The sequence below is a fragment of the Shewanella chilikensis genome (genome assembly GCF_002836945.1).
In the GTDB taxonomy this organism is placed as follows: domain Bacteria; phylum Pseudomonadota; class Gammaproteobacteria; order Enterobacterales; family Shewanellaceae; genus Shewanella; species Shewanella chilikensis.
Genome location: NZ_NIJM01000031.1, coordinates 14,915 through 39,650, shown reverse-complemented (window position 1 = coordinate 39,650; position 24,736 = coordinate 14,915). Strand labels below are relative to the sequence as shown.

22 protein-coding genes are annotated in these 24,736 nt (G+C 52.2%); 14 read left to right on the top strand and 8 right to left on the bottom strand.

What is annotated here, in order from left to right:
- Nucleotides 1-203: 203 nt before the first annotated feature.
- The 3 genes from CX651_RS12845 to putP form a co-directional block, all read right to left on the bottom strand.
- Nucleotides 204-920, bottom strand: a complete 717-nt coding sequence (locus CX651_RS12845; protein ID WP_101056371.1) for an SIMPL domain-containing protein — start codon at nucleotides 918-920, stop codon at nucleotides 204-206.
- 220 nt (nucleotides 921-1,140) lie between these two features.
- Nucleotides 1,141-2,427, bottom strand: coding sequence for an OmpP1/FadL family transporter (locus CX651_RS12840; RefSeq protein ID WP_101056370.1), 1,287 nt, complete (start codon nucleotides 2,425-2,427; stop codon nucleotides 1,141-1,143).
- A 352-nt stretch (nucleotides 2,428-2,779) separates the two neighbouring features.
- Nucleotides 2,780-4,231 (bottom strand): sodium/proline symporter PutP, encoded by a 1,452-nt coding sequence (gene putP / locus CX651_RS12835; RefSeq protein WP_101056369.1) that lies wholly within the window; start codon nucleotides 4,229-4,231, stop codon nucleotides 2,780-2,782.
- A 379-nt stretch (nucleotides 4,232-4,610) separates the two neighbouring features.
- On the opposite strand from putP, the gene CX651_RS12830 reads away from it, so the two are divergent.
- The 3 genes from CX651_RS12830 to CX651_RS12820 all read left to right on the top strand — a co-directional run bounded on the left by CX651_RS12830 (nucleotide 4,611) and on the right by CX651_RS12820 (nucleotide 7,053).
- Nucleotides 4,611-5,204 carry a C40 family peptidase gene (locus CX651_RS12830; protein ID WP_101056368.1) on the top strand — a complete coding sequence of 198 codons (594 nt, stop codon included), beginning with the start codon at nucleotides 4,611-4,613 and terminating at the stop codon, nucleotides 5,202-5,204.
- 65 nt (nucleotides 5,205-5,269) lie between these two features.
- Nucleotides 5,270-5,881 (top strand): class I SAM-dependent methyltransferase, encoded by a 612-nt coding sequence (locus tag CX651_RS12825; protein ID WP_101056367.1) that lies wholly within the window; start codon nucleotides 5,270-5,272, stop codon nucleotides 5,879-5,881.
- 233 nt (nucleotides 5,882-6,114) lie between these two features.
- Nucleotides 6,115-7,053, top strand: a complete 939-nt coding sequence (locus CX651_RS12820) for a chemotaxis protein CheV (RefSeq protein ID WP_101056366.1) — start codon at nucleotides 6,115-6,117, stop codon at nucleotides 7,051-7,053.
- On the opposite strand, the gene CX651_RS12815 is transcribed toward CX651_RS12820, so the two are convergent.
- Nucleotides 7,054-7,692, bottom strand: coding sequence for a hypothetical protein (locus CX651_RS12815; RefSeq protein ID WP_101056365.1), 639 nt, complete (start codon nucleotides 7,690-7,692; stop codon nucleotides 7,054-7,056). It abuts the gene before it with no gap.
- Between the two features lie 71 nt (nucleotides 7,693-7,763).
- A complete protein-coding gene (locus CX651_RS12810) occupies nucleotides 7,764-8,123 on the bottom strand; it encodes a DUF2750 domain-containing protein (protein ID WP_101056364.1) in 360 nt (119 codons plus the stop codon).
- 209 nt (nucleotides 8,124-8,332) lie between these two features.
- Here CX651_RS12810 and CX651_RS12805 point away from each other — a divergent pair, with 209 nt between their 5' ends.
- From CX651_RS12805 to CX651_RS12790, 4 genes are all read left to right on the top strand, one after another.
- On the top strand, nucleotides 8,333-9,544 hold the full coding sequence (locus tag CX651_RS12805; protein ID WP_373296851.1) for a lytic murein transglycosylase: 1,212 nt from the start codon (nucleotides 8,333-8,335) through the stop codon (nucleotides 9,542-9,544).
- Between the two features lie 136 nt (nucleotides 9,545-9,680).
- Nucleotides 9,681-10,565, top strand: coding sequence for a WYL domain-containing protein (locus tag CX651_RS12800; protein ID WP_229839795.1), 885 nt, complete (start codon nucleotides 9,681-9,683; stop codon nucleotides 10,563-10,565).
- Nucleotides 10,566-10,635: 70 nt separating this feature from the next.
- Entirely contained in the window at nucleotides 10,636-11,118 is a 483-nt protein-coding gene (locus tag CX651_RS12795) for an FKBP-type peptidyl-prolyl cis-trans isomerase (RefSeq protein WP_071239052.1), read from the top strand.
- Nucleotides 11,119-11,188: 70 nt separating this feature from the next.
- Nucleotides 11,189-11,416, top strand: coding sequence for a DUF3389 family protein (locus CX651_RS12790; protein WP_025009501.1), 228 nt, complete (start codon nucleotides 11,189-11,191; stop codon nucleotides 11,414-11,416).
- 4 nt (nucleotides 11,417-11,420) lie between these two features.
- On the opposite strand, the gene CX651_RS12785 is transcribed toward CX651_RS12790, so the two are convergent.
- A complete protein-coding gene (locus CX651_RS12785) occupies nucleotides 11,421-12,428 on the bottom strand; it encodes a glutathione S-transferase family protein (RefSeq protein WP_101056363.1) in 1,008 nt (335 codons plus the stop codon).
- Between the two features lie 179 nt (nucleotides 12,429-12,607).
- Here CX651_RS12785 and CX651_RS12780 point away from each other — a divergent pair, with 179 nt between their 5' ends.
- From CX651_RS12780 to CX651_RS12770, 3 genes are all read left to right on the top strand, one after another.
- The gene (locus CX651_RS12780) at nucleotides 12,608-13,279 is read left to right on the top strand and encodes an alpha/beta hydrolase (protein WP_101056362.1); all 672 of its coding nucleotides are present in this window, start codon (nucleotides 12,608-12,610) and stop codon (nucleotides 13,277-13,279) included.
- A gap of 537 nt (nucleotides 13,280-13,816) precedes the next feature.
- Complete coding sequence (gene ushA, locus CX651_RS12775; protein ID WP_101056361.1) at nucleotides 13,817-15,511, top strand: bifunctional UDP-sugar hydrolase/5'-nucleotidase UshA; 1,695 nt, start codon at nucleotides 13,817-13,819, stop codon at nucleotides 15,509-15,511.
- Nucleotides 15,512-15,779: 268 nt separating this feature from the next.
- Nucleotides 15,780-16,229: an Hsp20 family protein gene (locus CX651_RS12770; RefSeq protein ID WP_028779347.1), complete on the top strand. Its 450-nt coding sequence runs from the start codon at nucleotides 15,780-15,782 to the stop codon at nucleotides 16,227-16,229.
- 111 nt (nucleotides 16,230-16,340) lie between these two features.
- Here the strand turns inward: CX651_RS12770 and CX651_RS12765 are convergent, their stop codons facing one another.
- The gene (locus tag CX651_RS12765) at nucleotides 16,341-17,660 is read right to left on the bottom strand and encodes a Na+/H+ antiporter family protein (protein WP_101056360.1); all 1,320 of its coding nucleotides are present in this window, start codon (nucleotides 17,658-17,660) and stop codon (nucleotides 16,341-16,343) included.
- A gap of 313 nt (nucleotides 17,661-17,973) precedes the next feature.
- Between CX651_RS12765 and CX651_RS12760 the strand changes: the two genes are divergently transcribed.
- On the top strand, nucleotides 17,974-18,579 hold the full coding sequence (locus CX651_RS12760) for a peroxiredoxin (RefSeq protein ID WP_025009505.1): 606 nt from the start codon (nucleotides 17,974-17,976) through the stop codon (nucleotides 18,577-18,579).
- A 306-nt stretch (nucleotides 18,580-18,885) separates the two neighbouring features.
- Here CX651_RS12760 and mnmC read toward each other — a convergent pair whose 3' ends face one another.
- The gene (gene mnmC, locus CX651_RS12755; RefSeq protein WP_110691262.1) at nucleotides 18,886-20,871 is read right to left on the bottom strand and encodes an FAD-dependent 5-carboxymethylaminomethyl-2-thiouridine(34) oxidoreductase MnmC; all 1,986 of its coding nucleotides are present in this window, start codon (nucleotides 20,869-20,871) and stop codon (nucleotides 18,886-18,888) included.
- A 209-nt stretch (nucleotides 20,872-21,080) separates the two neighbouring features.
- Between mnmC and fabB the strand changes: the two genes are divergently transcribed.
- The 3 genes from fabB to CX651_RS12740 all read left to right on the top strand — a co-directional run bounded on the left by fabB (nucleotide 21,081) and on the right by CX651_RS12740 (nucleotide 24,606).
- Entirely contained in the window at nucleotides 21,081-22,292 is a 1,212-nt protein-coding gene (gene fabB / locus CX651_RS12750; protein ID WP_101056358.1) for a beta-ketoacyl-ACP synthase I, read from the top strand.
- Nucleotides 22,293-22,458: 166 nt separating this feature from the next.
- On the top strand, nucleotides 22,459-23,589 hold the full coding sequence (locus tag CX651_RS12745; protein ID WP_101056357.1) for a 4-phosphoerythronate dehydrogenase: 1,131 nt from the start codon (nucleotides 22,459-22,461) through the stop codon (nucleotides 23,587-23,589).
- Complete coding sequence (locus CX651_RS12740; protein WP_101056356.1) at nucleotides 23,590-24,606, top strand: aspartate-semialdehyde dehydrogenase; 1,017 nt, start codon at nucleotides 23,590-23,592, stop codon at nucleotides 24,604-24,606. It begins immediately after the preceding gene.
- The last annotated feature ends 130 nt before the right edge of the window (nucleotides 24,607-24,736 follow it).

Sequence of the window (24,736 nt, the reverse complement as noted above, 5' to 3'; positions counted from 1 at the left end):
CTATGAGAAAATTCTAATGAATAAGGTGGTCGCCTGCAACTATTATTAGAAAAATATGATTAAATAAGAGGTGGCTTGAGTAACTGACTAGACCTTGAATACCCAGGCCAGAATATACACAGCCAGAATACAGATACGAAAACAGGCGGCCTTGGCCACCTGCTTATATTGAAAAATCCGTTTCAGGTTTGCGCTTCAAAAGTTCAGTCGTTGAGATAGTAGGTGAGGGTAGAGACGATTCGCACCTTCTTGATGTAAGGCGTATTACTGTCGCGATCGGAAATGGTGAAGGTGCCCTGGCTGGCTTGTTTGATCTTCCCAAGTACCGAGTCTGAATCTTTGGCAAACTTCTCGGCCACTTCACGGGCATTTTGGGTAGCCTCCTGCACCATGGCCGGCTTGATACTGTTGAGTTCGGTAAACAGGAATTCGGTGCGACTGTCATAGTCCTGACTGGCGATGGCTATGCCTTCTTTGGCCAGGGCCAGCAGCTTGTTACGGCTCTCAAGCAGCAGATCCACCTGGTGAGTATAAAGCGACACTGTCACCCGGGCTGCGTAGCGATACTTAACATTGGGATCGACATAACCCTGGGCTTGCCTGTCTTCTATGGAAGGCAGAGAAACAGAGATTTCATCCTTGTTGAAACCTTGCTGTTCAAGAAAAGCTACCACTTTATCTGTCTTTTGCTGCACCGTCTGATACAAGGTGTTGAGATCGTTATCCACTTCATTGAAGCGAATCGGCCAGATGGCGACGTTGGCCTTGACCTCGCGTTCAGCCAGACCTTTGACCGCCACGGTTCGCTCCATACCTTTCATTGCCAGCAGGCTGTTTCCAATACTGGTGCCAAGCAGCAGTAAACCGGCGCAAATAAAACCCCCAAGCAACAGGGCCGCCAGAGAATAATTTTTGCTCATTTCAAAATCCTTTATGTGATATAGGGAAGGTACAAAGTACGCTTGATATCCGGCCCTGTAAGTCAGCCTATACAGCGCAATTTACACCTTCCATAAGATAACCAAGCCTTGGTGAGAATGCATCTATGAGTTTGAATGCTGCCTGAACAACTTGCTGTTAATCAACAAAAAACCGCCCAGAAGGGCGGCCTTGTTAGTTAAAACTCGTTGGAGCTTTGGCTCAGAATTGATAGCTGTACTGCACTGAGTAGTACATGGCTTCTGATTTGGTAATGGCGTTAACCGGGCCAACTACTGCACTGTTTTCTACCAACTCAACCTCTTCACCTTTAACAAAGGCCATGCCGAAGTCGATGGTTTGATGCTGGTTGATGTGGTAGCTCAAGCCTGCGGTGAACCATTGACGGTCAGAGTCTGGGATGGAGATTGAACTGATTTCATCAACCACACCATTGTCGAACATGTAACCGGCGCGAACAGTGAATTGCTCATTGATGTCGTAGGTTCCGCCTATACTCATCAACCAGGAGTTTTTCCACTGGTACTGCTTCAGGGGGGCGTTAACATTGTTGGCAATCACAGTACCTGTACCATAAATGCTGCTGACACCATCTTTGGCAGTAATTTGATCGAAGTTGCCCCAACGGGTGTATTGAGCCGTGTAATGGACAGCAAAGTTTTCGGTTAACTGGTGGAAACCGGCCAACTGGAAGATATCGGCCAAAGGCACTTCCAGCTCATCAAACAGGGTTGAAGCAAAACTGTTTGTTTGGCCTGGTAAAGGTGTCAGTGTCGCAATATGACCACTCACATCGACATTGGGGCTGTAACGGTAGCTCAGGCCAAAACGGTTGTTCTCATTCAGCTCAAGCGTGGCACCAACAATACCGCCAATACCCCAACCATCGGCATCCACATCGACCAATGGCATTTGATTGTAATAGCGATCCAGGTTGCCTTCGCCATAAACCAAATCCAGTCCGACGCCCAAACTCAGCATATCATTGATGCGGTAAGACACGCTGGTGTTGAAGTTGATGGTGGTTACTTCGGTATTACCTATCAGATCATAGGGAGCCGCAACTGTCTTGCTATTGACCAATGATGCGCTGTCTGTACCGGTACCGAAGTTGGAAAAGGCCGCAAAACCGACAGCCCATTTATCGTTCAACGGCTGGATGTAATAGATGTTGGGGATCCATTTGACGCTGCCTGCATCATCAATCCCACCCAGATCCACCTGGCCGCCCATGAAGTTAACGTCTTTGATATCTACCTGGACGTCAACAGTGGTGACACCAACCGATATAGCGGCTTTGTCAAACAGTGCCATGGCGGCTGGGTTACGGGATAACACGGATGCGTTGTCTGCAATCACGGCATCACCGGCAAAGGCACGGCCGATACCTGTGGCTGATTGGCTGTTGAGCTGGAAACCGGCTGCCAGGGTTTGGCCACTGATCAGTGCGACAGAAACTGCGATAAGAGTCTTGTTGAAATACTTCATTATTATCTTCTCTTTTTATGTTTGCAGGTTGGCTGTCAGTCTTTAAACCCCACAGACACCCGCTTATTAGTCCAGTGCATCTTATGGATGCTCCAGAGTGTCAACAACTCCGACCAGATGTGAAAATTTGTAATATTTTGGTTAATTTCTGCAAATGTGCTGCGAACGTGCGACGAACTTCCAAGTAGCTACTTGGCAGGAAAAGCAGTGATAACTGTGTTTTAAGTGTTTGAAGACCGGCACTGACAGTGTTGCCAAGCTGTAAAAATCAGAGACACAATAAATTACAAACTGCTGGCGAGTTTGGCGTACAAGTGTACGCCAAACGATGGCGGCGGTATAAGAACCGTGGTTAGAGGCTTTGTTCGAAGCGATTGAATTGCGCCTCTGTGACCTCGGATGGTGGTGATAGAAGGCTTACCACAACCCCGGCCAGGGTGGCCAGAATGAATCCGGGTAATATTTCATAAAGGGCGAAGATACCGCTTTCCAATTGCTTCCAGATGATTACTGTCAAGCCGCCGACTAGAATGGTGGCAATGGCGCCGTTGCGGCTGTAGCCACGCCAAAACAGCGACAGGATCACTACAGGGCCGAAGGCGGCACCGAAACCGGCCCAGGCATAGCTCACCAGACCCAGCACACTGGCTTCCCGATCCAGGGCAACAACCACTGAGATAATGGCAATGGCCAACACGCCGATACGACCGACCAACATCAGCTCCTTGCTTGAAGCCTCGGGCCTGAGCCACTTACGGTAGAAATCTTCGGTGATCACGCTGGAACACACCAGCAATTGCGAGTCTATGGTGCTCATGATGGCCGACAAGATAGCGGCGATAAGCAGACCACCTATCCAGGGGTTAAAGGCGACCTGAGTCAGATGGATAAACACAGTTTCCGGATTCTTGAGCGGCTCATCGGCAAAGTAGAGCGCGCCGGCAATACCGGTCGCCAGGGCGCCGATCAGGGAGACAAACATCCAGCTCATGGCGATGCGGCGCGAAACCGGCAGATCCTTGACACTGTTAATCGCCATAAAGCGCGACAGAATATGGGGCTGACCAAAGTAACCCAGCCCCCAGGCCAGTGCCGACAGCAGGCCTATCAGACTTAGCTTATCGCTCCATAACGACAGCATAGCCGGGTCCAGGGCATCCAGACTTTGGTGACTCTCGGGTTGGGTAAACATGCTGACCGGGACTATCAGCAGGGCTATCAACATCAAGCAGCCCTGGAAGAAGTCTGTCCAGCTGACGGCAAAAAAACCGCCGACAAAGGTATAGGCCACTATCACTGTGGAGCCTATCAAGAGTGCTGTTAGGTAATCGAAGCCGAAGACATTGCTGAACAGCACAGCGCCACCAACCATGCCGGAGGAGGCGTAAAAGGTGAAAAACAGCAATATGGTGACGGCAGAAACCAGTTTCAGGAGGCCGCCCTTATCGTTAAAGCGCTTCTCAAAAAAGTCCGGCAGGGTGAGGGCATTATCTGCCATTTGGGTATAGATCCGCAGGCGTTTGGCCACCAAAAGCCAGTTGAGCCAGGCGCCCAGTAACAGGCCTATTCCCATCCAGGCTTCGCCCAAACCGCCAAGATAGACGGCGCCGGGCAAACCCAGCAGCAGCCAACCGGACATGTCGGAGGCGCCGACACTGAGAGCGGTCACCGCCGGGCCCATCTTGCGGCCACCGAGAATATAATCATCGACCGAATCGGTCGCCTTGTAGGCCCAAAGACCTATCCCCATCATCAGAGCCAAATAGCCCAGAAAAGTAATCATTACCGGGGTTTCAATATGCATGCTGGTTTACACTTTTGTGTTGTTGTTTGGCGCGGATACTAGCAAAAGTTTGCCAAAGCGCCCATTGTTGACGGACTATGTGAAGCAGATCTGACCAGTCCCTGAGAAGATGATCCGGAAAGTTTGCAGTGGTGAGTGTTAATTTACTCAAAAAAAGGTGAGCTTAATTGGCTGAATCTTCACTAGAATTTAAACTTGTGGCTCATATTGACTTGTTTAAGGGCAAAGAGGGGCCCTTGGAGCGCGGATACCGGCGTCAGGCTTTTTATATTGCAATTGTTGTATCTGCAATTTGTGCTTTTTGGAATTATGCTCTGCCGCGGTACGGATCTGCCAGAGATGCAAATCTTCGGCGAAAGATAATATAAGGAGTATGCCTATGGCACTGCCTCTCCTATGGCTCGGGTCTGCAGCCCTCGGCGCCGTTTGGCTTGCCGATGAACAGCAGAAGCGTAAGAAGATCGCCCAGAATCGAGTACTCATGGATATGTCGGTACAGCGAGTCAAGGGGCGGGCGCGGCTGACACCCAGTGAATGGTTTCACAGTCAGAGTGTCAAACAAGTGCAGCCCGGGATGCTGGTGTGCTGCCACGTATTCGGGATTATTGAACACACAGGTATCTGGCTCGGTGACGGCACGTTGGCCGAGCTCCACGGCAGCGGCCTTGTGAGGCCAGTGTCGGTGAGGCGTTTTCTCGCCGGTCGCAGCGGCAGCAAGGTGTTTGTCGCCTGCGATCATCAAAGAATGCCCTTGGTCAGTGAACAAGCGCTGGCACGCGCCGGCGAGAGCCTGTTTCAATATCGGGATTACGACCTGTTTGACAATAACTGCCACAGGTACGTGTGGCACTGTATCAGCGGTAAGCCGCAAAGGGTGAGCAGTTTTTTGCGGCTCAATCAGCTGTTGGAAGACTTCTTCGGTCAGGGCGTTTATTGGGATCAACTGCCGCTGGAATCTTTTGGGGACGAGTGAAGATGATAGTCACCGCAAGGGCGCTTAAACGTTAACCAAGAATTGTCTTGAGTGGATCGCTATTCATGCAACTTAATCGCTTTGAAAAATCGATAGTCAGGCATCCGCTGCGGTTGTGGCTGCAAAGACAGCTGGAGCGGCGGATGTTGTTGAAGTTGTTTGCCAAGCCTTTACCGGCTTTTAGTTGTGCCTTGGAGATAGGTTGCGGCTTTGGTGAGGGAATAGCTCTTATGCGTCAGGAGCTGGGGGCAAAAGAAGTGTGGGCGCTCGATTTTGATCTCGATATGGTCAGCCACTGCGCCGGGCGGTATTTGGAGCAAAACTGGCTGCATCTGTGCCAGGGCGATGGCAGCGCCTTGCCCTTTGCCGATAGCCAGTTTGACCTTGTGGTTGATTTTGCCGCCTTTCATCATATTCCGGATTGGCAACAGGCGGTGGCCGAAGTACACAGAGTGTTACGCCCAGGCGGCTATTTCGTCATGGAAGAGCTTTATCGCGCCGCCATCTGTAATCCCTTGAGTCGGCGTCTGTTTGAGCATCCCGAGGAAAATCGTTTCAATCACGCTGAACTTTTGGCTGTTGTTGAAGATAGCGGCAACTTTGAGATTGTCCGTCAACACCAATTGCCGGCGCTGGCGGGCATCATTCTGGCCCGTAAAACCTTCGGCAAAGCATGAACGGGATAATGACGGGTAACCAGAGGGCGTACGCGGGCTTTTGCTGTAGCCCAGCTTAACCCTTTGAAGGAAGATGCGTTTTACCCTCCTCCTTTGCAACCTATATAACTGTAGCCAAGTGCATATCATTTAAGACAATTTAGCTTAAATTTGCCCTGAAGCATGGTTTGTTGCGCCCCTTTACCACTATAATCGACGTCATATTCAGCAGTAGAATTGGACAAGTAGTTGTTATGGCAAATGTATTGGAATCTGTAGATCAACGAACCCAACTCGTCGGTGAGAATCGGCTGGAGTTATTGCTGTTCAGGATCAGTTCGACCCAGCTGTTTGCCATCAATGTATTCAAGGTCAAAGAGGTAGTAAAACTGCCGGAGCTTTCGGCCATGCCAGGCAGCCACCCTGCCATCAGCGGCGTCGCCAATATCCGTGGTGTTTCGATTCCCGTTATCAACTTGCGCAGTGCCATAGGTTTCTCACCCATGCCTGTGGGCGAAGACGCCAACCTTATCATCACAGAATACAACCGCAGCGTGCAGGGTTTTCTGGTGGGCAAGGTTGAGCATATAGTCAACATGACCTGGGGCGATATCATGCCACCGCCGAAAACCGCCGGCCGCAATCATTACCTTACAGCTATCACTCGGATGGAAACCCAGGGTAAAACTGAGTTGGTGTCCATTATCGATGTGGAAAAGGTGTTGGCGGAAATCATCCACTATGACGTGCGTCTCTCAGAAGGTGTGTTGGATGAGTCCTTGGTGGCCAAGATGCCGGGACACAAGATTTTAATTGTCGACGATTCGCCCACCGCCAGACGCCAGGTTCGCGATACTTTGGGACAGTTGGGGCTTGAAGTGATTGAACGCAGCGATGGGCGCGAGGCGCTGACGCTGCTCAAGTCCTGGTGCGATCAGGGGCTCAAGGTGACAGATCAGATTTTGATGATGATCACCGACGCTGAAATGCCCGAAATGGACGGTTACCGTTTGACTTATGAGGTGCGCAACGACAAGCGGATGGCCGATCTCTTTATTACCCTCAATACTTCCCTCAGCGGCAGTTTCAATAAGGCGATGGTGGAAAAGGTGGGTTGCGATCGTTTTATTTCCAAGTTCCAGCCGGATCTGCTGGTGGAAGCCGTACAGGACAGAATTCGCCAGCTGGGCTGATTAACGGCTGTTTTCCTGCTCTAGCTCGCGGATAAGTTGCTTCTTGGTGCGTTTGTCCGCGGCAATGTTAAGCCTGGCCAGGCGCACGGCAAAGGCAAATCTGTCGCGGCCGCAGATGGCGGTCAGTGCCTGCAGAAAGTCTTTGTCCAGCGCAAAATTTTTGGCGTAGTGCTCTATGGCGGCAAACACAGAGCTGTAGTGTAAGCCATCGAAGTCAAACCCGGTATTTGGCGTCTCGTCGCTCAGCGGAACGCCTTCAATACACAGGGACCAACCCTTGGCATTGATCCTGTCTCTGGCCACTTCATACATAAACCAGGCGCTGCGTTTAAAGCCGCCAAGAATTTTGCAGGAAAACTCCGATTCTTCCAGCTCTTCACGGGTCCAATTCAGCCCTATGGCCAGATGTTTGGCGTAGCGCTTCATCAGCGCATCTTTAACCGCAATACGGCACTCGTATATCGAGGTGAGAGTATGTTGGCGGGCCAGCGTCAGGCACTCCTTACAGGCGGGCACGCTCAGTGAGGCATGTTCTGCATGGGGGGAGGCTCTAAAGGCAAAAACGTGTTCGCAGGGCTCGGCACAAAACCAGCAGCTGTGACGGCAATTAAAGGGGATGTCGACCAAGGGACAGGGCATAGGGTTGTGCAGATGTTGCTCTGAGTCTTAAAAGAAGTCGGGAGCCTTGGTGACTCCCGACCGGGTAAAGCTTATTCGGCTTCCACGTCCACCAGGAACTTGGCCAGCTCTACCGGCTCAACTTCGGGACATTCCTGCTCGGCGCGCCAATCGATACCAATCAATACGCCATCTTCGTTGAGATCTTCAATCCAGAACTCCAGTAACTCCTCCAATGGAATCGCCACGGGTGCGAAGTTGACCCACTCCTCGGTGCAATGGCTTTGGGCCACCGCCTGATCAGACCATAAAGGCATGACATCTGTGTCTTCATATTCGCTGGAATCACACACCACCCAGCCTTCGCCGGAGTCGTCCTGCAAGCCCCACACCTGCTGGTGCTCTTTGACGTTATCGATAAATTGGCTCAGTGCCGGCGCTAAATCAGTCATGATCTCTCTCTTGAGCAAGGGTTAGTGGCGCCATTATACGGCATAAGCACTGGAGTCCAAGTGAATCTTAACCTCAGATGAACAAACAGGAATAAATGCTTAAAAATCGGCTCAACGACAGGGAATTATGCCTGTGGGTCTTAAAAAACGCTGTGCGACTGGTTAGGATGGAGCTCGATGGGGTGTTTAATTTTTTAAGGAGTCGGAAGGTGTTCAGAGTTTTATCCTGGTTTCCCCTGCTGTTGGCCACGCAAACGCTGGCAGCCCCCCAGAATGAGGATCCTGTAGAAGCCCTGATAAAGGCCGGGGAAGCGGCTTTTCCTCAGTGTATTGTGGAGTTGCAGGACAAGGCCCTTAACGAGGGCATCAGTCAACAGACCATCGACTCACATCTTAAGCCACTGAAGTTTGTACCCAGAGTGATAGAGCTGGATCGCAGTCAGCCCGAGTTTACCCAGACATTTGCCAACTATTTCGATAAACGGGTAACAGATTGGCGGGTTTCCAAGGGCCGGGAACTGCTGGTTGAGCACAAGGTACTGCTGGATAAGCTCAAGCGCGAGTATGGCGTGCCGCCGCAATATCTCTTGTCTTTCTGGGGCATGGAGACCAATTTCGGAGGCTACAAGGGGAAGATGCCTGTGTTGGACTCGCTGGCAACCCTGGCCTGCGACTCCCGCCGCTCGGGCTTTTTTACCCAGGAGTTGATGACAGCGCTGAAGCTGAGCCAGAAATATGGTTTTGCCGCAGCCGATATGCAAGGCTCCTGGGCCGGCGCCATGGGTCACACCCAATTTATGCCCAGTGCCTATGCCAGTTATGCTGTCGATGGTGACGGTGATGGCAAGGCGGATCTCTGGAACAGCATAGATGATGCTCTGACCTCGGCGGCAAACTTTCTTGCTCACCTGGGGTGGCAGCGCAACGAACGCTGGGGCAGGGAGGTTCGCTTACCTGAGGCGTTTGATTATCAGCACCTGGGGCAGAAAAAGTCTCTCGCCGACTGGCAGGCGCTGGGATTGACCCAGAGCAATGGCGAGGTGCTGCCACAGGCCCAGATGGAAGCCAGACTCTATCTGCCCGCCGGGCACGAGGGACCTGCGTTTCTCGGCTACGATAACTTCCAGGTGATCCAGCGTTGGAACCGTTCTGAGTTTTATGCCATCTCAGTAGGCCATTTGGCCGACAGAATCAGTGGCGCCGGTCGGCTGGCCAAAGCACCGCCGCAGCAAACCCGCTTGAGCCGCGCCCAGATAAAGGCGCTGCAGCAAAAGCTCAATGAGCAGGGGTTTGATGCCGGAAAGCCGGACGGTATTCTCGGGCGTAACTCCCGCGCCAGTTTACAGGCGTTTCAGCTCAGCAAAGGCTTGGTGGCCGACGGTTTCCCCTCTGCCGAAACCTTTAAAGCCCTGGGACTCTAATTCTGCTAATCAAAATGATTGCCAGTAGCCAAGGGATTGGCTAATGTTAGCTCATAAAGGCGCCAATCAACTGCCCGGATAATGTTGGCAGCAGAAATTGGCGTTTTCCCGCACCGATTAGAACTCAGGGAATGATATGAGCAGCGAGATGAGCAACATAGATAAATTGAGTCACGGCCAGCGACAGCGTCTGGCCTTTATCGATTTCAGTCTGCAGTATTTTGGCCAGGTCAGTCGTCAGGATTTGATTGCCAAGTTTGCCACCGGATTGGCGGCCGCCACCCGCGACTTCAGCCTCTATCGCGAGCTGGCGCCGCAAAACCTCAAGCTGATGCACCCCAGCCGTCATTATCAGCGCCAGCATGAATTCAAGCCCTTGTTTCATCACGAGCCCGAAGCCATTCTCTCGGGGCTGGCCCGTGGCTTTGGTGATGGTTTGTCACAGCCCCTGGTGCCCAGCCAGGTCTGTTTCGATGCGGTGCGGCTTATTCATCCGGATACCGAGATTATCGCGGCGCTGATGCGTTCAATTCAGCAAGGGCAGGCGCTGGCGCTGCAATATGTTTCCACCTCAAGCGGTGAAACCCTGCGCGAAATTGTGCCTCATGCCCTGGTCAACAACGGCCAGCGCTGGCATGTACGGGCATTTGACCGACAGCATGGCAAGTTCAACGACTTTGTGGTGACCCGTATCAAGCAGGCCAGAGAACTTGAAGGCTCTCCCTTGCCCAAGGAGCAACCGGCGGCCGACAGCAACTGGTTGACGCCGGTGGAACTGGTGTTGGTTCCCCATCCGAGCCTGAAACACCCGGAGGCGATTATGCTCGACTATCGTATGGAGGATGGCGAGCTCAAGGTGGCCAGCAACGCGGCCTTGGCCGGATATCTGCTGCGCAGCTGGAGTGTGGATTGCTCTGTTAAGCATCAAATTGATGGTGGTGTTTGTCAGTTGGCACTGAAAAACCACCAGGTGCTGGAGCGACTCGAGCATCTGGCGATAGTGCCTGGCGCAGGGCGCTAATCCAAAGCAGTGGAGTGCAGGCGACAGTTTTGTTAAGCTGCGCCGGAATCATGAATACTGAGGACTCAGAATGAGCGTTAAAGAAGATATGGTGGTGCAGTTCAATTACACACTGCGCGATGAAAAGGGTGAAGTGCTGGAAACCAACGAGGGGCACGATCCCATCGCCTATCTGCATGGCCATGACAACATGATGCCTGGAGTCGAGAAAGCCATCGAAGGCAAAGAGATAGGTGCCAAGTTCAGTGTGACCTTGCCTGCCTCTGAAACTTACGGTGAGCGGGTTGAAGGCGCCGAGCAGCGCGTATCGGTAAAACACCTGATGGGCGCCAAAGTATGGAAGCCAGGCATGCGCGCGGTCGTCAATACAGATCAAGGCCAGCGTCAAGTGACTGTGGTCAAGGTGGGCAAGTTTATGGCCACAGTGGACATCAATCACCCATTGGCCGGTCGCGAGCTGACCTTTGATATCGAAGTGGTCTCAGCCCGTGAAGCCACCCATGAAGAGATAGCCCATGGTCATGCCCATGGCGTCGGTGGTCATCACCACTGAGTTTGGCTTTAACTGAATACGCCCGCTTTAGCGGGCGTTTTTGATTGAGAAACCATTGAGAGGAGAGGGGATGAAAATTGACTGCGAGCAGGGGCGATTGCTGCTGAGTCCCAATGAGCTGCAGGTACGCTTGCCGGCCATGCAGACAGTGTTGATGGCGCTGAGCGACGATATCCGTTTGCTCAAAGGTCCTTGCATTCTGCTGGCCGATGCCGGCGCCGTGCGTTGGCAGCTGCGGCTCGACTCAGATGAACAGCTCGAGCAACTGGCAGACTTTTACGGTCTGACGCCCGAGTGATTTACTATTCCAGTCTGTGGCGTTGATGGCTGCGCTGATAGTCTAACTCGGGGCCCTTGGGTACGATGCGACTGGGATTTATCTGCCCATGGCTGTAGTAATAGTGCTGTTTGATATGTTCAAAGTTGACCGTGGCGGCAATGCCGGGGTACTGATACAGATCGCGCAGGTATTGGCTCAGCGCCGGGTAGTCTTCAATGCGGCGTTTATTGGTCTTGAAGTGGCCCACATAGACGGCATCGAAACGGATTAAGGTGGTAAACAAGCGCCAGTCGGCCTCAGTGAGTTGTGAACCTGTGAGAAAGCGGCGTTCACTCAATTGCAACTCCAATCTGTCAAGGGCACTGAACAGCTGCTCAAAGGCCTCTTCATAGGCTTGTTGTGAGCTGGCAAAACCGGCCCGATAAACCCCGTTATTGATATTGGGATAGATGAATTCGTTGAGCGTATCTATCTCCTCTCTAAGATGGGGCGGGTAAAAGTCCAGGTTATTGCCGGTCAGATGATCGAAGGCGGAGTTGAACATACGGATGATTTCCGACGATTCATTGCTGACTATGGTCTGATGATGTTTGTCCCACAGCACAGGTACTGTCACCCGACCGCTGTAATCGACCGCGGCGAGCTGGTAAATTTGGTAGAGGAATGCTTTGCCAAACAAAGGGTCTTGCTCGGCGCCCTGGATAGGCTGGCCACCCTTGGGGCCCGCCTCTGTGGCAAATTCCCAGCCATTTTCCAACATATGGGGCTCGACTACAGTCACAGAGATCAGCGCTTCCAATCCTTTCACGGCGCGAAATATCAAGGTTCTGTGGGCCCAGGGGCAAGCGAGTGAAACATAGAGATGATAGCGGCCCGGCTCGGCCTTGAATCCACCTTGACCACTGGGGCCCGGACTGCCATCCGGGGTGATCCAGTTTCGTAGCTTTGCATCTTCACGGACGAACTTGCCGCCGTTTTTGTCTGTCTGATACCACAGGTCGACCCATTTGCCCTGCTGCAACAATCCCATTTATCGCTCCTTTAACCGCTTTGATCTATGGCTCGCATTTCAGTCTAGGTGGTGGTTATTTATGGGTAAAGCGCGAAATACACGTGTTTTTATTCGAATTTTTAGAATGGTACTGGCAAGGAATCTACAGCCTGATATGATGTCGGTCACATTTTTTTCCTATCAAGAAGGATGTTGTTATGTCGTCAGCCACCCTGGATGCCGTTGTTGTTGAACCCCGCGAGCCGGCCACGGCCTGCGTTATCTGGTTGCATGGTTTGGGTGACTCGGGTGACGGCTTTGCCCCTGTGGTGCCGGCATTGGGACTGCCGGCCGAACACTCGATACGCTTTGTGTTTCCACATGCGCCTGAGCAGGCTGTTACTGTTAATGGTGGTTATGTGATGCGCGCCTGGTATGACATCAAGAGCCTCAATCTCCATGACAGAGCCGATATGCCAGGGGTACTGCAATCCGAGCGTTTGGTTCGGCAACTGATAGAGCAGCAAGTCGCCCAGGGCATTGCCGCCAACCGTATTGTGCTTGCCGGTTTCAGCCAAGGCGGGGTGATGAGCCTCTTTACCGCACTGCGTTATCCCGAAGCCTTGGCCGGTATTATGGCGCTGTCCTGTTATTTGCCGGGTGGTGAGCAGTTGCCGGAAGACGTGAGCAGCGCCAACCGTGATACACCTATTTTGCAATGCCACGGTGAGCAGGATGATGTGGTTGCCCTCAGTGCCGGGCTTATGGCCAAAGAAGCGCTCGAGCTGGGGGGATATCGACTTGAATGGCACACTTTCCCAATGGCGCACGGCGTGGTGCCGCAGGAGCTGAATCTCATCAGTCAGTGGCTGCAGGCGCGTTTGAATTAGGGAAGGTGCGAATAAGTCCTAGCGACGTTCTCATTGAGAGAGTGACTTACACAGAATTGGCGTTCAAAGCTACGGACCGAAGGTATGCAGGGGCCTGCCTGAGTCTAATAACACAGAGCACAGATGGGACTTGTTTACACTTGCCTAATATCCAGTTTTGATTTTTTGAAAAATAAGTCGTCCCTTAATAGAAACGGCCCTTCAGCGGCTGTTTCCATTATCAAACAATAGCCTGTTGCTGCTAATACTTTAGTTATTTTCATATATATCAGTGAAATAGCTTTTTTCGGGTGCTAATTACACTCTAATATCAGCAGCAGATCACGCTAAAGTATGAGTAGCCCCTGGAAGCCTATTCTGGATTGTGAACAGGTTGTGTTATTTCCCGCCTTAAAATCATGCAGTTAACGTTTATTTGTTAATAAAAATGACACATTTTTGACTTAATCTTGCTAGTATGTCGGGCGCGGGAAGTTCGCTTCTCCGCTCATTAATGATGATGGTAAAAATAAATAAAAACATGGGGTTGATTTAATAATGTCTAATAAGCTGATGAAAGGACTTTTGGCGACAGCCATTCTGGCTGCACTCGCCGGTTGTAACAGTGATGACAAGGATCCGGCACCGGAAGTCTGCGGCGCCGATAATTGCACCAAGTTCACCATTTTACATACCAATGACAACCATGGTCGCTTTTGGGAAAACAGTGACGGTGAGTATGGTATGGCAGCCCGTAAGACGCTGGTTGAGCGCTTACGCAGCGAAGTGGAAAGCAACGGCGGCCAGACTCTGTTGCTCTCCGGTGGTGATATCAACACAGGTGTGCCTGAGTCGGATCTGCAAAACGCCGAGCCTGACTTTATCGGCATGAACCTGATTGGTTATGACGCCATGGCCGTGGGTAACCACGAGTTTGATAACCCACTGAGCGTGTTGGATATGCAGCGCGAGCTCGCCGAGTTTCCTATGCTGGCTGCCAACATCTACAAAAAAGATGGCAGTCGTTACTTCGAGCCTTACAAGGTTTTCGATGTTAAAGGTCTTAAAGTGGCTGTCATAGGTTTGACCACAGAAGATACCCGCAAGATAGGTAACCCTGAGTTTATCGGCGAGCTTGAGTTTACTGATCCCAAAGAAGAGATCAAAAAGGTCATCAAAGAGATCAATGATAACAAAGCCGCCGATATCATAGTGGCAACCACTCACATGGGGCACTATGCCGATGGCCAAAACGGCAGCAATGCCCCGGGTGACGTGGCCATGGCTCGCGCCCTGGAAGAGGGACAGCTGCAGGTCATCATAGGTGGCCACTCACAGAATCCGGTTTGTATGGAACCCGGTAGTCAGAGCTATGCCGACTTCAAACCCGGTGATGATTGCCTTCCTGATCAGCACAAAGGCACCTGGATCATGCAGGCCCATGAGTGGGGTAAGTATGTTGGCCGCGCCGATTTTGAATATTATGGCGGCAAACTGCACCTGGCCAGCTACAAGCTGATCCCGGTCAACCTGAGAAAACTGGATGCCGAAGGCAAGAAGACAGAGGAACTGGCCGGTGAGCAGATCCCTGCCGATACCACAGTCAAAGCTGTACTGCAGCAATATCAGGACAAGGGCAGTGAAAAACTGGGCGAAATCATCGCCACTACCGATGGCAAACTGGAAGGCGATCGCGGCGTGGTTCGTGGTCAGCAGACCAACCTGGGCCGTTTGCTCGCCATGGCGCAGGCCACCAAGGTTAATGCCGATATCGGCGTTATGAACTCGGGTGGTGTACGTGACTCTATCGCCGCCGGTGATATCAGCTACCGTGATGTACTGACAGTGCAGCCTTTCGGTAACATGATAACCCTGAGCACTATGACAGGTGCCGAGCTCAGCGATTATCTGGGTGTAGTGGCTACCATGCAGCGCGGTTCAGGGGCTTATGCCCAGATAACGGGCGTGAAAATGACAGTTGATTGTCAGGCCAAGTCGGTCGCTATCAGCGAAGTCAGCGGCAAGGATTACAGCGCAACAGATAGCTACACCTTCACTGTACCCAGCTTCAACGCAGCGGGCGGTGACGGCTATCCCAAGCTGGATCCGGTACAAACTGGCTATGTTGATGCCGAAGTCTTCTACAGCTTCCTGAAAGAGAAACAAAGCATCAAGGCCGTTGATTACGAGCCGGTAGGCGATATCGTTTATGAAAACTCCAACAGCCCGCTGGGTTGTGAAGTACCTCAGTAAATAGCACATTAAGTCACTTTACAGGCAGCCCTTCGGGGCTGCTTTTTTGTGGCAAAAGAGCAGGGTGGTCATGTGGCTTTGGGTGAATTTTAACCAATTAATTCTACCGACACTTGAAATACTTTTGCCCGACCTTATCTATTGAGTGTCGGCAGGGAAAGTGCCTTGACCGATAAATTAAAGGCCGTGCCATTGGGCGGCCGTTTGAACCTAGGGTGCGATGATTCGGCCCGACACTACATATTGCTTAATCTATGAGGATATGACTATGCGTAACTATGATTTGACTCCCCTTTACCGCAGCGCTATCGGTTTTGATCGTCTGGCCCGTTTGGCCGAACATGCCGCCGCCAACAATGGCAATGCCGGTTACCCTCCATACAATATCGAACTCCTGGGTGAGAACCGTTACCGGATCACCATGGCGGTTGCAGGCTTTGCCATGGATGAGCTGGAGATCACCAGCGAGGGCGAAAAGCTGTTGGTGAAAGGCACCAAGGGCGAGCAGGCTCCGGAGCGTAAATACCTGTATCAAGGCATTGCCGAGCGCGGCTTTGAACGTACCTTCCAGTTGGCCGATTATGTGACCGTCGAAGGTGCCCATCTGGAACACGGCCTGCTCAATATAGATTTGGTGCGCGAGATCCCTGAAGCCATGAAGCCGCGCAAAATTGAGATAGGCTCAGGTAACCGCCTGATAGAAGAAACTCAGGCCTGAAACAGCGCCGATAAGCTCGGCCCCGGCTTGTAAAGCAGGCCGCTAAAGCAAAAAAGCCAGTCTGATACAGACTGGCTTTTTGTATTCAGGGTTATCACTCCCCAAGAGTGCTTAGAGTACCATGGCGGCAATCCAGCCGAAGATTAGCAGCGGAATGTTGTAGTGAACAAAGGTTGGGATCACGCTGTCGCGGATATGATCGTGCTGACCATCGGCATTGAGGCCGGCGGTGGGGCCGAGCGTTGAGTCCGATGCCGGTGAGCCGGCATCTCCAAGCGCTGCGGCGGTGCCGACCAGGGCGATAACCGCAGGCACAGAGAAACCAAAGTTCAGCGCCAGCGGCACATAGATGGTGGCAATAATGGGGATAGTCGAGAAAGATGAGCCAATACCCATGGTGATCAACAGACCCACCACCAACATCAACAATGCGCCCAGGCCCTTGTTGTCACCAATCAACTCACCTATGGCACTGACCAGAGTCAGTACTTCACCGGTTTGTTTGACCACGGCAGCGAAACCGGCGGCGGCTATCATGATAAAGCCAATGTTGGCCATCATGCGCACGCCTTGGTTAAAGATATCTTCATCGGCCACATGTTTGAGCGCGCCGCTGAATGAGAAGATCATAAAGCCAACCAGGGCGCCGAAAATCATCGAATCTGTCTGCAGCTGCACCAGCAGAGTCGCCAGAATAGCCAGCACAGCAATGATGATGTTGCGCTTGCTGAGTCCGGTTTCCGGTTCAGCGGCGAGGATCTGCTCTTCCCGGTACTCTCTTGGCTTGCGATAGCTGATAAACACGGCCGTCAGCAGTCCGGCCAACATACCGGCGGCCGGAATAAGCATAGCTTGGGGAATGTCACCTGACTGGGCCTCTAAGCCGTTGGACTGCAGGTTTGCCAGCAGTATGTCGTTTAGAAATATGCCGCCAAAGCCCACAGGTAACACCATATAAGTGGTGACCAGGCCGAAAGTGATAACACAGGCAACCAAACGCCTGTCCAGCTTGAGTTTGGACATCAGATGCAAGAGTGGCGGCACCAGAATGGGGATAAAGGCGATATGGATCGGCAGAATGTTTTGTGAGCTGATGGCCATGGCCAGCAGCGACAGCAGCAACAGGCTGCGAACCCACTTGAGGTTTTGACTATTGGGATCCTTGCCAAGGGCCTTGATCACAGTAGTGGAGATCAAAGTGGTCAGCCCGGAATGGGACAGGGCTACGGCAAAGGCGCCAAGCAGGGCATAGCTCAGGGCTATTTGGGCACCACCGCCCAGGCCGGTATTGAATGCTTCTATGGTCTGGTGGATGTCCAGTCCCCCCATCAAGCCAGCGACCAGGGCGCTGATCGTCAAGGCGATCACCACATTGACCCTGGCCAGGCTGAGAGCGAGCATCAGACAGACGGCAATCACAACTGCGTTCATAGTAAAGTCTTATTCGCTAAACAAAGGGGCTATTTTTGACTGGGGGGGCTTGGATGTCCAGCTGCAATCAGTGTTTGCGGGAAAAAATCTGCCTTTGTGAACTGGATCCTGAGGTTATTGAACCGCTTTGTGACCCATGTTGTTGCAGTGACCGCGCTCTTGCCGATTTCTTATCCAGACAAGCCTTAAATTGGGGCAAAAGCGTGATATTGATCCTAAATAGGTTGTCAGGTGGATGGCACCTCTTATAATGGCCTGTAGTTAAAACGGATTCTGTTTTATTCACAGCTCAATCCATAGATGGAGGTATAAAATGAGCGTATTAGTAGGCCGTCCGGCTCCGGACTTTACTGCGGCAGCTGTTCTGGGTTCTGGCGAAATTGTTGACAGCTTCAACCTGACTGCAGCAATCAAAGGCAAGCCTGCGGTAGTGTTCTTCTACCCACTGGATTTCACCTTCGTGTGCCCATCTGAGCTGATCGCTTTCGATCACCGCATGGAAGAGTTCAAGAAGCGTGGCGTTGAAGTGATCGGTGTTTCTATCGATTCTCAGTTTACTCACAATGCATGGCGTAACACCCCAGTGGAAAAAGGTGGTATCGGCCAGGTTCAATACACTCTGGTAGCCGACGTTCGCCACGACATCTGCAAGGCTTATGACGTTGAACACCCAGAAGCCGGTGTGGCTTTCCGCGGTTCTTTCCTGATCGACAAAGAAGGCATGGTGCGTCACCAGGTCGTTAACGATCTGCCTCTTGGCCGTAACGTCGATGAAATGCTGCGTATGATCGACGCGCTGCAATTCCACGAAGAGCACGGTGAAGTTTGCCCAGCTGGTTGGGAAAAAGGCAAGAAAGGCATGAAAGACAGCCCAGACGGTGTTGCTGCCTATCTGTCTGAGAATGCTGAAGAACTGTAATATAGTTTAAGTCTTTAAAAGCAGTCTTAAAGCACAATGCCGTTCAGTTATACTGAGCGGCATTTTTTTATCTTGATCGATTTCCTGTGTTGGTTCATTTGAAATGTTATTCGTGGGCGGGCACTTTCCATTCAACTTAAACTGTTTGACAAGCTGCGATAGTTTCTGAGTGATAGGCTTTGATGACTATCTCATCTGTTGTGAATACCAATCCAGAGCCTTGTTTTAGCTAGAATAGTGCATTATGGCAGTTTGTCTCTCTAAAGCTCGGTTCGCCCATGTATGTCTTGGATAATTCAATCAATATTAAAGTGCTTTACCCTTGATAAGTTTACGCATCCACATCCGGTTTGGATTAAGGCGCTGCAGTAGCGTACTTCCTACCGGCAAGGGTTGATGACAAAGCTCTGATGCCAGAATATCCGCCGCCAACGGACCTGTGCTGAGACCGCGGGAGCCCAAACCACCGAGAACATAAAGACCGGGATGCACAGGGGCCGGTGTTTGTTGCCAATAGCGGGCACTCTCGGGAGTGTGCTGATGCTGCTGATAGACTTGCATTAGTGCCTCGACATCCGGTGCTTGACCCAACATGGGGAAGTGATCCCGGGTGACCATACGCACCCCCACTCGCGCTCCTTGCCCCATCACCAGCCCCTGGTGCCAGTCGGCATCCGGATAACTCATGGCGATTTTTTGCAGGTTTTCTCTCTGCTCGACGTCGCTGTAGGCCAGCTGCTCGGGATCTTTGACATAACTGGCTCCCAAACAATGAATCCCCTCCCAGGCCGGGGTGAGATAGCCCTTGGCACAGAGTACTGTCTTAAGCGCTCGCAAACCGCCTTGGGTTGCGACTTCGCTGACCTGGCCGCGAAAGGGTGAGGCGGGCAGGGCCGAGGTTTGTGGCAGTGCTGTCAGCGAAGCGCCGCTTGCCAGCACCAGTTTTTTGAATGGCCCAAAACGGCGACCATCGGTAGCACTCAGCCACCAGTGGCTACCTTCTCTTGAAATCTCGCTGATATGGGTGCGGCGCTGAAAGTCGCAGTAAGTTGATTCAACGGCATATTGGATCGCGGCGCGGCACAGGGCTCTGGGGCAGACCCAGCCCCCCAGAGGGTAAAAAAGACCATCTTCTTTAATATCCAATCCCGCAAGCTCAGTCGCCTCAAAGTTGTTGACCCGGCGCAAAATATCCGGGTGCCAATTTTGGCCCTCGGCAATCTTATTCAGGCGGGTGCGGCTTCGCTCATCAAAGCCTGTGTGTAATACACCGCAAAAGTCATGGGCGATATCGAACCCGGCGGCAACCAAGGCGGTTATCCGCCGCCGACTGAAGAGAAAACCTTGTTGGAATAGTGTGTTGAGCTCGGATGTTTCCGGTGTCAACAGCGGGTATAGTGCACCTTGTCGGTTGCCACTGGCACTTTGACCCGCGTTTTCCTCGCTGCAAAATACCTGGCTGGGCTGGTGACGTTCGGCCAATGACAACGCCAGCTGGCTGCCGGCCACACCGGCGCCGATAATGGCAATAGATTCATCGGCTGCAAGTGTGGATTCGCGGTAGAGCGGCCAGGGCGCCAGTCTGGCATTGCTTTGGCGCCGCAAGGCAAGGCGTTCTGCTTTGGCGATGGGCTCGAGCTCAGTTTGTTGAGTCAAAAGCAGTGCTGCCGGCCCGTTAAAATCTACTATATTGAGCCCGCTATTGACCATAATAGAGGCAAGAGCGCTTCTCTTACTTGGCAGGCACAGCAAGGAAGCGTAGTCTTTAGCCAAGCGCGCCATCTGCCAGACCTCTGCCTGAGAGGGTAAGGGCTCAGCAAGCCAGAGCCAGTTGTCTATCCAGCCGTTATGGTTTACACCAGGCAACTCTTTGAGCAAAGTGGCGTCAAATTCAAGGTAAAGATCCAGTGTCAACCTGCCGCCATCGAGCACAAAGCGTTGGCAGCCGGGGATTGCCAGAGGTTTACCTGCCTGCAGCTCGGCAAGGAGAGATATTACTTCGCTTGTTTGATGCTCGGCGGATGCGGTAGCTTCGGTGGTCTGCCCTAATGGCAGTTTGCTTTGCAGAACCTTGAGCGATTCTGCCCGGGAGTCTTTATCGGCGGCAAACAGCAAGAGTTGTAACACAAGCTTGGGATAATCCTGTCGCAGTTGGCTCCAGAGTTGCAGCAGAGGCAACAGGGCTTCACTGCCTACCGCCGCCAGACAAATTTGCCGCCCGAAGGGCTTGTCACCGAAACGGATTTGTTGGTAGGGCGCAAGAGTCGCCGTCGGGGCTTGTGTTGTTTCCACAGATGTGGGATTTTGACTGCAAGTTTGCGTATTTTCACTGCCGGATGGCCGAAGTTGTTCCTGTTTCACGGGCAATTTTTTACTCTGGAGGCCTTGTTCGGCATTATTTTACCCAAGTTTACGGAAAGCTGACCACTTAAATGCTGTAAAACGGCTAACATGGCGTCAGCAAAAGTAGGTACTGAATTGTACGGAATGGATAGTAAAACATGAAAAGAGTCGTGATCACCGGAATTGGCGTTGTATCAAGTATCGGTAATAACAAACAAGAAGTGACAGAATCTCTCAAGGCTGGCCGCAGTGGTATCACCCACTCAGATCAGTTTGAGGAGATGCAGCTGCGCAGTCATGTCTGGGGCGACATCAAACTCAATCCCGCAGAACTTATCGATCGCAAGGCGTTGCGTTTTATGGGGGATGCCGCAGCCTACGCCTATTTGGCTATGCAGCAAGCCATTGAAGACAGTAGTCTGACCGAAGAGCAGTATTCAGATCCTCGTGTAGGTCTCATTGTCGGTACCGGTGGCGCTTCGTCTTCCAACCAGGTTCAGGCGGCTGACACCCTGCGCGCTAAAGGCGTCAAGCGCGTGGGACCTTATATTGTGCCGCGGATAATGTCTTCTACAGCCAGTGCCTGTCTGGCGACGCCCTTCAAAATCAAAGGGATGAATTACTCCATCAGTTCGGCCTGTGCCACCAGTGCGCATTGTATCGGCCATGCGGTGGAACTGATCCAGATGGGTAAGCAGGATATGGTCTTTGCCGGCGGCGCCGAAGAGATCGATTGGACCCTGACCATGGGCTTTGACGCCATGGGCGCCTTGTCCACCAAGTATAACGACACACCGGAAAAAGCTTCCCGCACCTATGATGCCGACCGTGATGGCTTTGTTATCTCAGGTGGTGGCGGCATAGTAATTGTCGAAGAGCTGGAGCACGCGCTGGCCCGCGGCGCCAAGATTTATGCCGAAGTCATAGGTTATGGCGCTTCATCCGACGGTTATGACATGGTTGCCCCAAGCGGTGAAGGTGCGGTGCGCTGCATGAAGATGGCGCTGGAGTCAGTAGATACACCTATCGATTACGTTAACACTCACGGCACTTCTACTCCTGTCGGTGATGTGCGAGAGCTCGAAGCCCTGCGTGAAGTCTTCGACGGCCAGATGCCGGCGATTGCCTCAACCAAGTCAATGACAGGCCATGCCCTGGGCGCAGCCGGTGTTCATGAGGCGATATACAGCCTGTTGATGCTCGAACAAGGTTTTATCGCGCCTTCCATCAATATCGACAAGCTGGACGAGGCCGCAGAAGGTATGCCAATTGTGCGTGAATACCGCGACGCCGAGCTCAACACTGTTATGAGCAATAGCTTCGGTTTCGGCGGCACCAACGCTACCCTGGTGATGCGCAAGTACAAGTAAGCGCCTTGTTCTACTCAATACAAGAAGGAAGCCAAATGGCTTCCTTCTTTGCTTATGAGCTGACGCAGAACTTGTTAGTAGCTTTCTCAAATGTGCGCCGGACTCAGACAAGCCTCTAGCTCGCTGATAGAATAGCGGTTTAATCCACAACAGAGCAGGAAAGTCGATGAAGTTGGTGGTTGATGAAAATATGCCCTATGTGCAGCCCTTGTTTGCCGAGCTGGGGGAGATAGTAGCCGTCGATGGCCGTCATTTGGATGCGGCCACAGTAGCCGATGCCGATGTTTTACTGGTGCGTTCGGTCACCAAGGTCAATGAGACACTGTTGGCTGGTGCACATAAGCTTAAGTTTGTCGGCAGTGCCACCATAGGGACAGATCATGTGGACAAGGCTTATCTGGCGTCCCGCAATATCCCCTTTTCCAATGCACCTGGTTGCAATGCCACCGCGGTTGGCGAATATGCTTTTATCGCCATGTTGGAGCTGGCCAACAGGTTTGATACTCAGCTTAAGGGCAAAACTGTTGGCATAGTCGGCGCCGGTAATACCGGTTCGGCGCTGGCACGCTGTCTTGAAGCCTACGGAATAAATACCTTGCTCTGCGACCCCTTACTGGCCAAGGCTGGCGACAGCCGCCGCTTTGTCAGCCTGGATGAACTGGTTGCAGGCGCCGATATCGTTAGTCTGCATGTACCTTTGACCCGTGATGGCGAACATCCTACTTGGTATCTGTTTGACGAGCAGCGACTGGAGACACTGAAACCCGGCTGCTGGTTGCTTAACTGCTGTCGCGGTGAAGTGATAGATAATCGCGCGCTGATCCGGGTCAAGGCCAAGCGGCCGGATATCAAGTTAGTGCTGGATGTTTGGCAAGGGGAGCCTAACCCCATGCTGGAGCTGGTGCCTTTGGTGGAGTTTGCTACCCCGCATATTGCCGGCTACAGTCTGGAGGGCAAGGCCCGGGGCACTTTCATGTTATATCAGGCCTTGATGGCGATACTCAATCGCCCGGCGGACAAGTCGCTTGTGGCGCTATTGCCAGAGCGTTGGAACTCCCGGCTCGATATCAGCAGTTCGCCCGATGAAAAGGCATTATTGTCCTTGTGCCGATTTATTTATGATCTACGTGATGACGATGAAAAATTCCGGAAAATGCTGAAAAACCCCACAGGTTTTGATGACATGAGAAAAAATCACCGCCATAGGCGAGAATTCAGTGCTTTGACTCTTTCAAATGTCGGCGGTTCTGGGGTAGATTGGTTGTCTCATTTAGGTTTTTCAGGAGTCGGTCTGTAAATGTCGCAGGAATTTAACGTTGTCGTATTGGGTGCCTCAGGAGCCGTGGGTCAAACCATGATAGAAATCCTCGAGGAGCGTAACTTCCCGGTGGCGAATCTGTATCCACTGGCCAGTAGCCGCAGCGCCGGTGAAACCGTGAGTTTTCACGGCAAACAGGTGGAGATCCTCGATGTAGAAAGCTTTGACTGGACTCAGGCGCAGATAGGCTTCTTCTCTGCCGGCGGTGATGTCTCGGCCAAATGGGCGCCGATTGCGGCCGATGCGGGTTGTGTGGTGATAGATAACACTTCCCACTTCCGTTACGACCTGGATATTCCACTGGTTATTCCTGAGGTCAATCCAGAAGCGATTGCCGACTTCCGTAACCGTAATATTATTGCCAACCCCAACTGCTCGACGATTCAGATGTTGGTGGCGCTCAAGCCTATCTATGATGCCTTTGGGATCAGCCGTATCAATGTGGCCACTTATCAGTCGGTTTCCGGTACCGGTAAAAAGGCGATTGAGGAGCTGGCGGGGCAATCTGCCAAGCTGTTGCAGGGCTTGCCTTCAGAGCCCAAGGTTTATGATAAGCAGATAGCTTTCAACGTGTTGCCGCACATAGATAAGTTTATGGAAAATGGCTACACCAAAGAAGAGATGAAGATGGTCTGGGAGACTCATAAGATCCTCGGCGACAGCGACGTTCTGGTGAACCCGACTGCGGTGCGGGTCCCTGTGTTCTATGGTCATTCGGAAGCGATTCACATCGAGACGCTGCAACCGGTTGATGCTGCCGAAGTCAAGGCAGTGTTGCGGGATGCCGAAGGCGTGGTGCTGTTTGAAGATGATGACGATTATCCAACGGCCGTGACCGAAGGCGCCGGTAGCGACCCTGTGTATGTCGGCCGGGTGCGCAAGGATATCTCCCACGATCTGGGGATAGATTTATGGGTGGTCTCTGACAATATCCGTAAGGGGGCGGCACTCAACAGTGTACAGATAGGCGAGATCCTGATCCGCGACTATCTCTAAGGAAGGTGCGAGTAAGTCCTACGGAGGCTCTGCCTGTGCTTTCAGACTTGAATACAATGCTGGAAGCACTTTTCTAAACGCTTTGTTTCTGTTGAAAAAGCCTGCTGCTTGCAGGCTTTTTTTGTTTTGC

Coding starts and splice junctions, on each gene's coding strand:
- CX651_RS12815 (WP_101056365.1), bottom strand. CDS start 7,692: ATGCCCTGTCCCTTGGTCGACATCCCCTTTAATTGCCGTCACAGCTGC.
- CX651_RS12845 (WP_101056371.1), bottom strand. CDS start 920: ATGAGCAAAAATTATTCTCTGGCGGCCCTGTTGCTTGGGGGTTTTATT.
- CX651_RS12840 (WP_101056370.1), bottom strand. CDS start 2,427: ATGAAGTATTTCAACAAGACTCTTATCGCAGTTTCTGTCGCACTGATC.
- CX651_RS12795 (WP_071239052.1), top strand. CDS start 10,636: ATGAGCGTTAAAGAAGATATGGTGGTGCAGTTCAATTACACACTGCGC.
- CX651_RS12760 (WP_025009505.1), top strand. CDS start 17,974: ATGAGCGTATTAGTAGGCCGTCCGGCTCCGGACTTTACTGCGGCAGCT.
- CX651_RS12780 (WP_101056362.1), top strand. CDS start 12,608: ATGTCGTCAGCCACCCTGGATGCCGTTGTTGTTGAACCCCGCGAGCCG.
- CX651_RS12745 (WP_101056357.1), top strand. CDS start 22,459: ATGAAGTTGGTGGTTGATGAAAATATGCCCTATGTGCAGCCCTTGTTT.
- ushA (WP_101056361.1), top strand. CDS start 13,817: ATGTCTAATAAGCTGATGAAAGGACTTTTGGCGACAGCCATTCTGGCT.
- CX651_RS12830 (WP_101056368.1), top strand. CDS start 4,611: ATGGCACTGCCTCTCCTATGGCTCGGGTCTGCAGCCCTCGGCGCCGTT.
- CX651_RS12765 (WP_101056360.1), bottom strand. CDS start 17,660: ATGAACGCAGTTGTGATTGCCGTCTGTCTGATGCTCGCTCTCAGCCTG.
- CX651_RS12740 (WP_101056356.1), top strand. CDS start 23,590: ATGTCGCAGGAATTTAACGTTGTCGTATTGGGTGCCTCAGGAGCCGTG.
- CX651_RS12785 (WP_101056363.1), bottom strand. CDS start 12,428: ATGGGATTGTTGCAGCAGGGCAAATGGGTCGACCTGTGGTATCAGACA.
- CX651_RS12770 (WP_028779347.1), top strand. CDS start 15,780: ATGCGTAACTATGATTTGACTCCCCTTTACCGCAGCGCTATCGGTTTT.
- CX651_RS12800 (WP_229839795.1), top strand. CDS start 9,681: ATGAGCAGCGAGATGAGCAACATAGATAAATTGAGTCACGGCCAGCGA.
- CX651_RS12810 (WP_101056364.1), bottom strand. CDS start 8,123: ATGACTGATTTAGCGCCGGCACTGAGCCAATTTATCGATAACGTCAAA.
- CX651_RS12790 (WP_025009501.1), top strand. CDS start 11,189: ATGAAAATTGACTGCGAGCAGGGGCGATTGCTGCTGAGTCCCAATGAG.
- fabB (WP_101056358.1), top strand. CDS start 21,081: ATGAAAAGAGTCGTGATCACCGGAATTGGCGTTGTATCAAGTATCGGT.
- CX651_RS12825 (WP_101056367.1), top strand. CDS start 5,270: ATGCAACTTAATCGCTTTGAAAAATCGATAGTCAGGCATCCGCTGCGG.
- putP (WP_101056369.1), bottom strand. CDS start 4,231: ATGCATATTGAAACCCCGGTAATGATTACTTTTCTGGGCTATTTGGCT.
- CX651_RS12820 (WP_101056366.1), top strand. CDS start 6,115: ATGGCAAATGTATTGGAATCTGTAGATCAACGAACCCAACTCGTCGGT.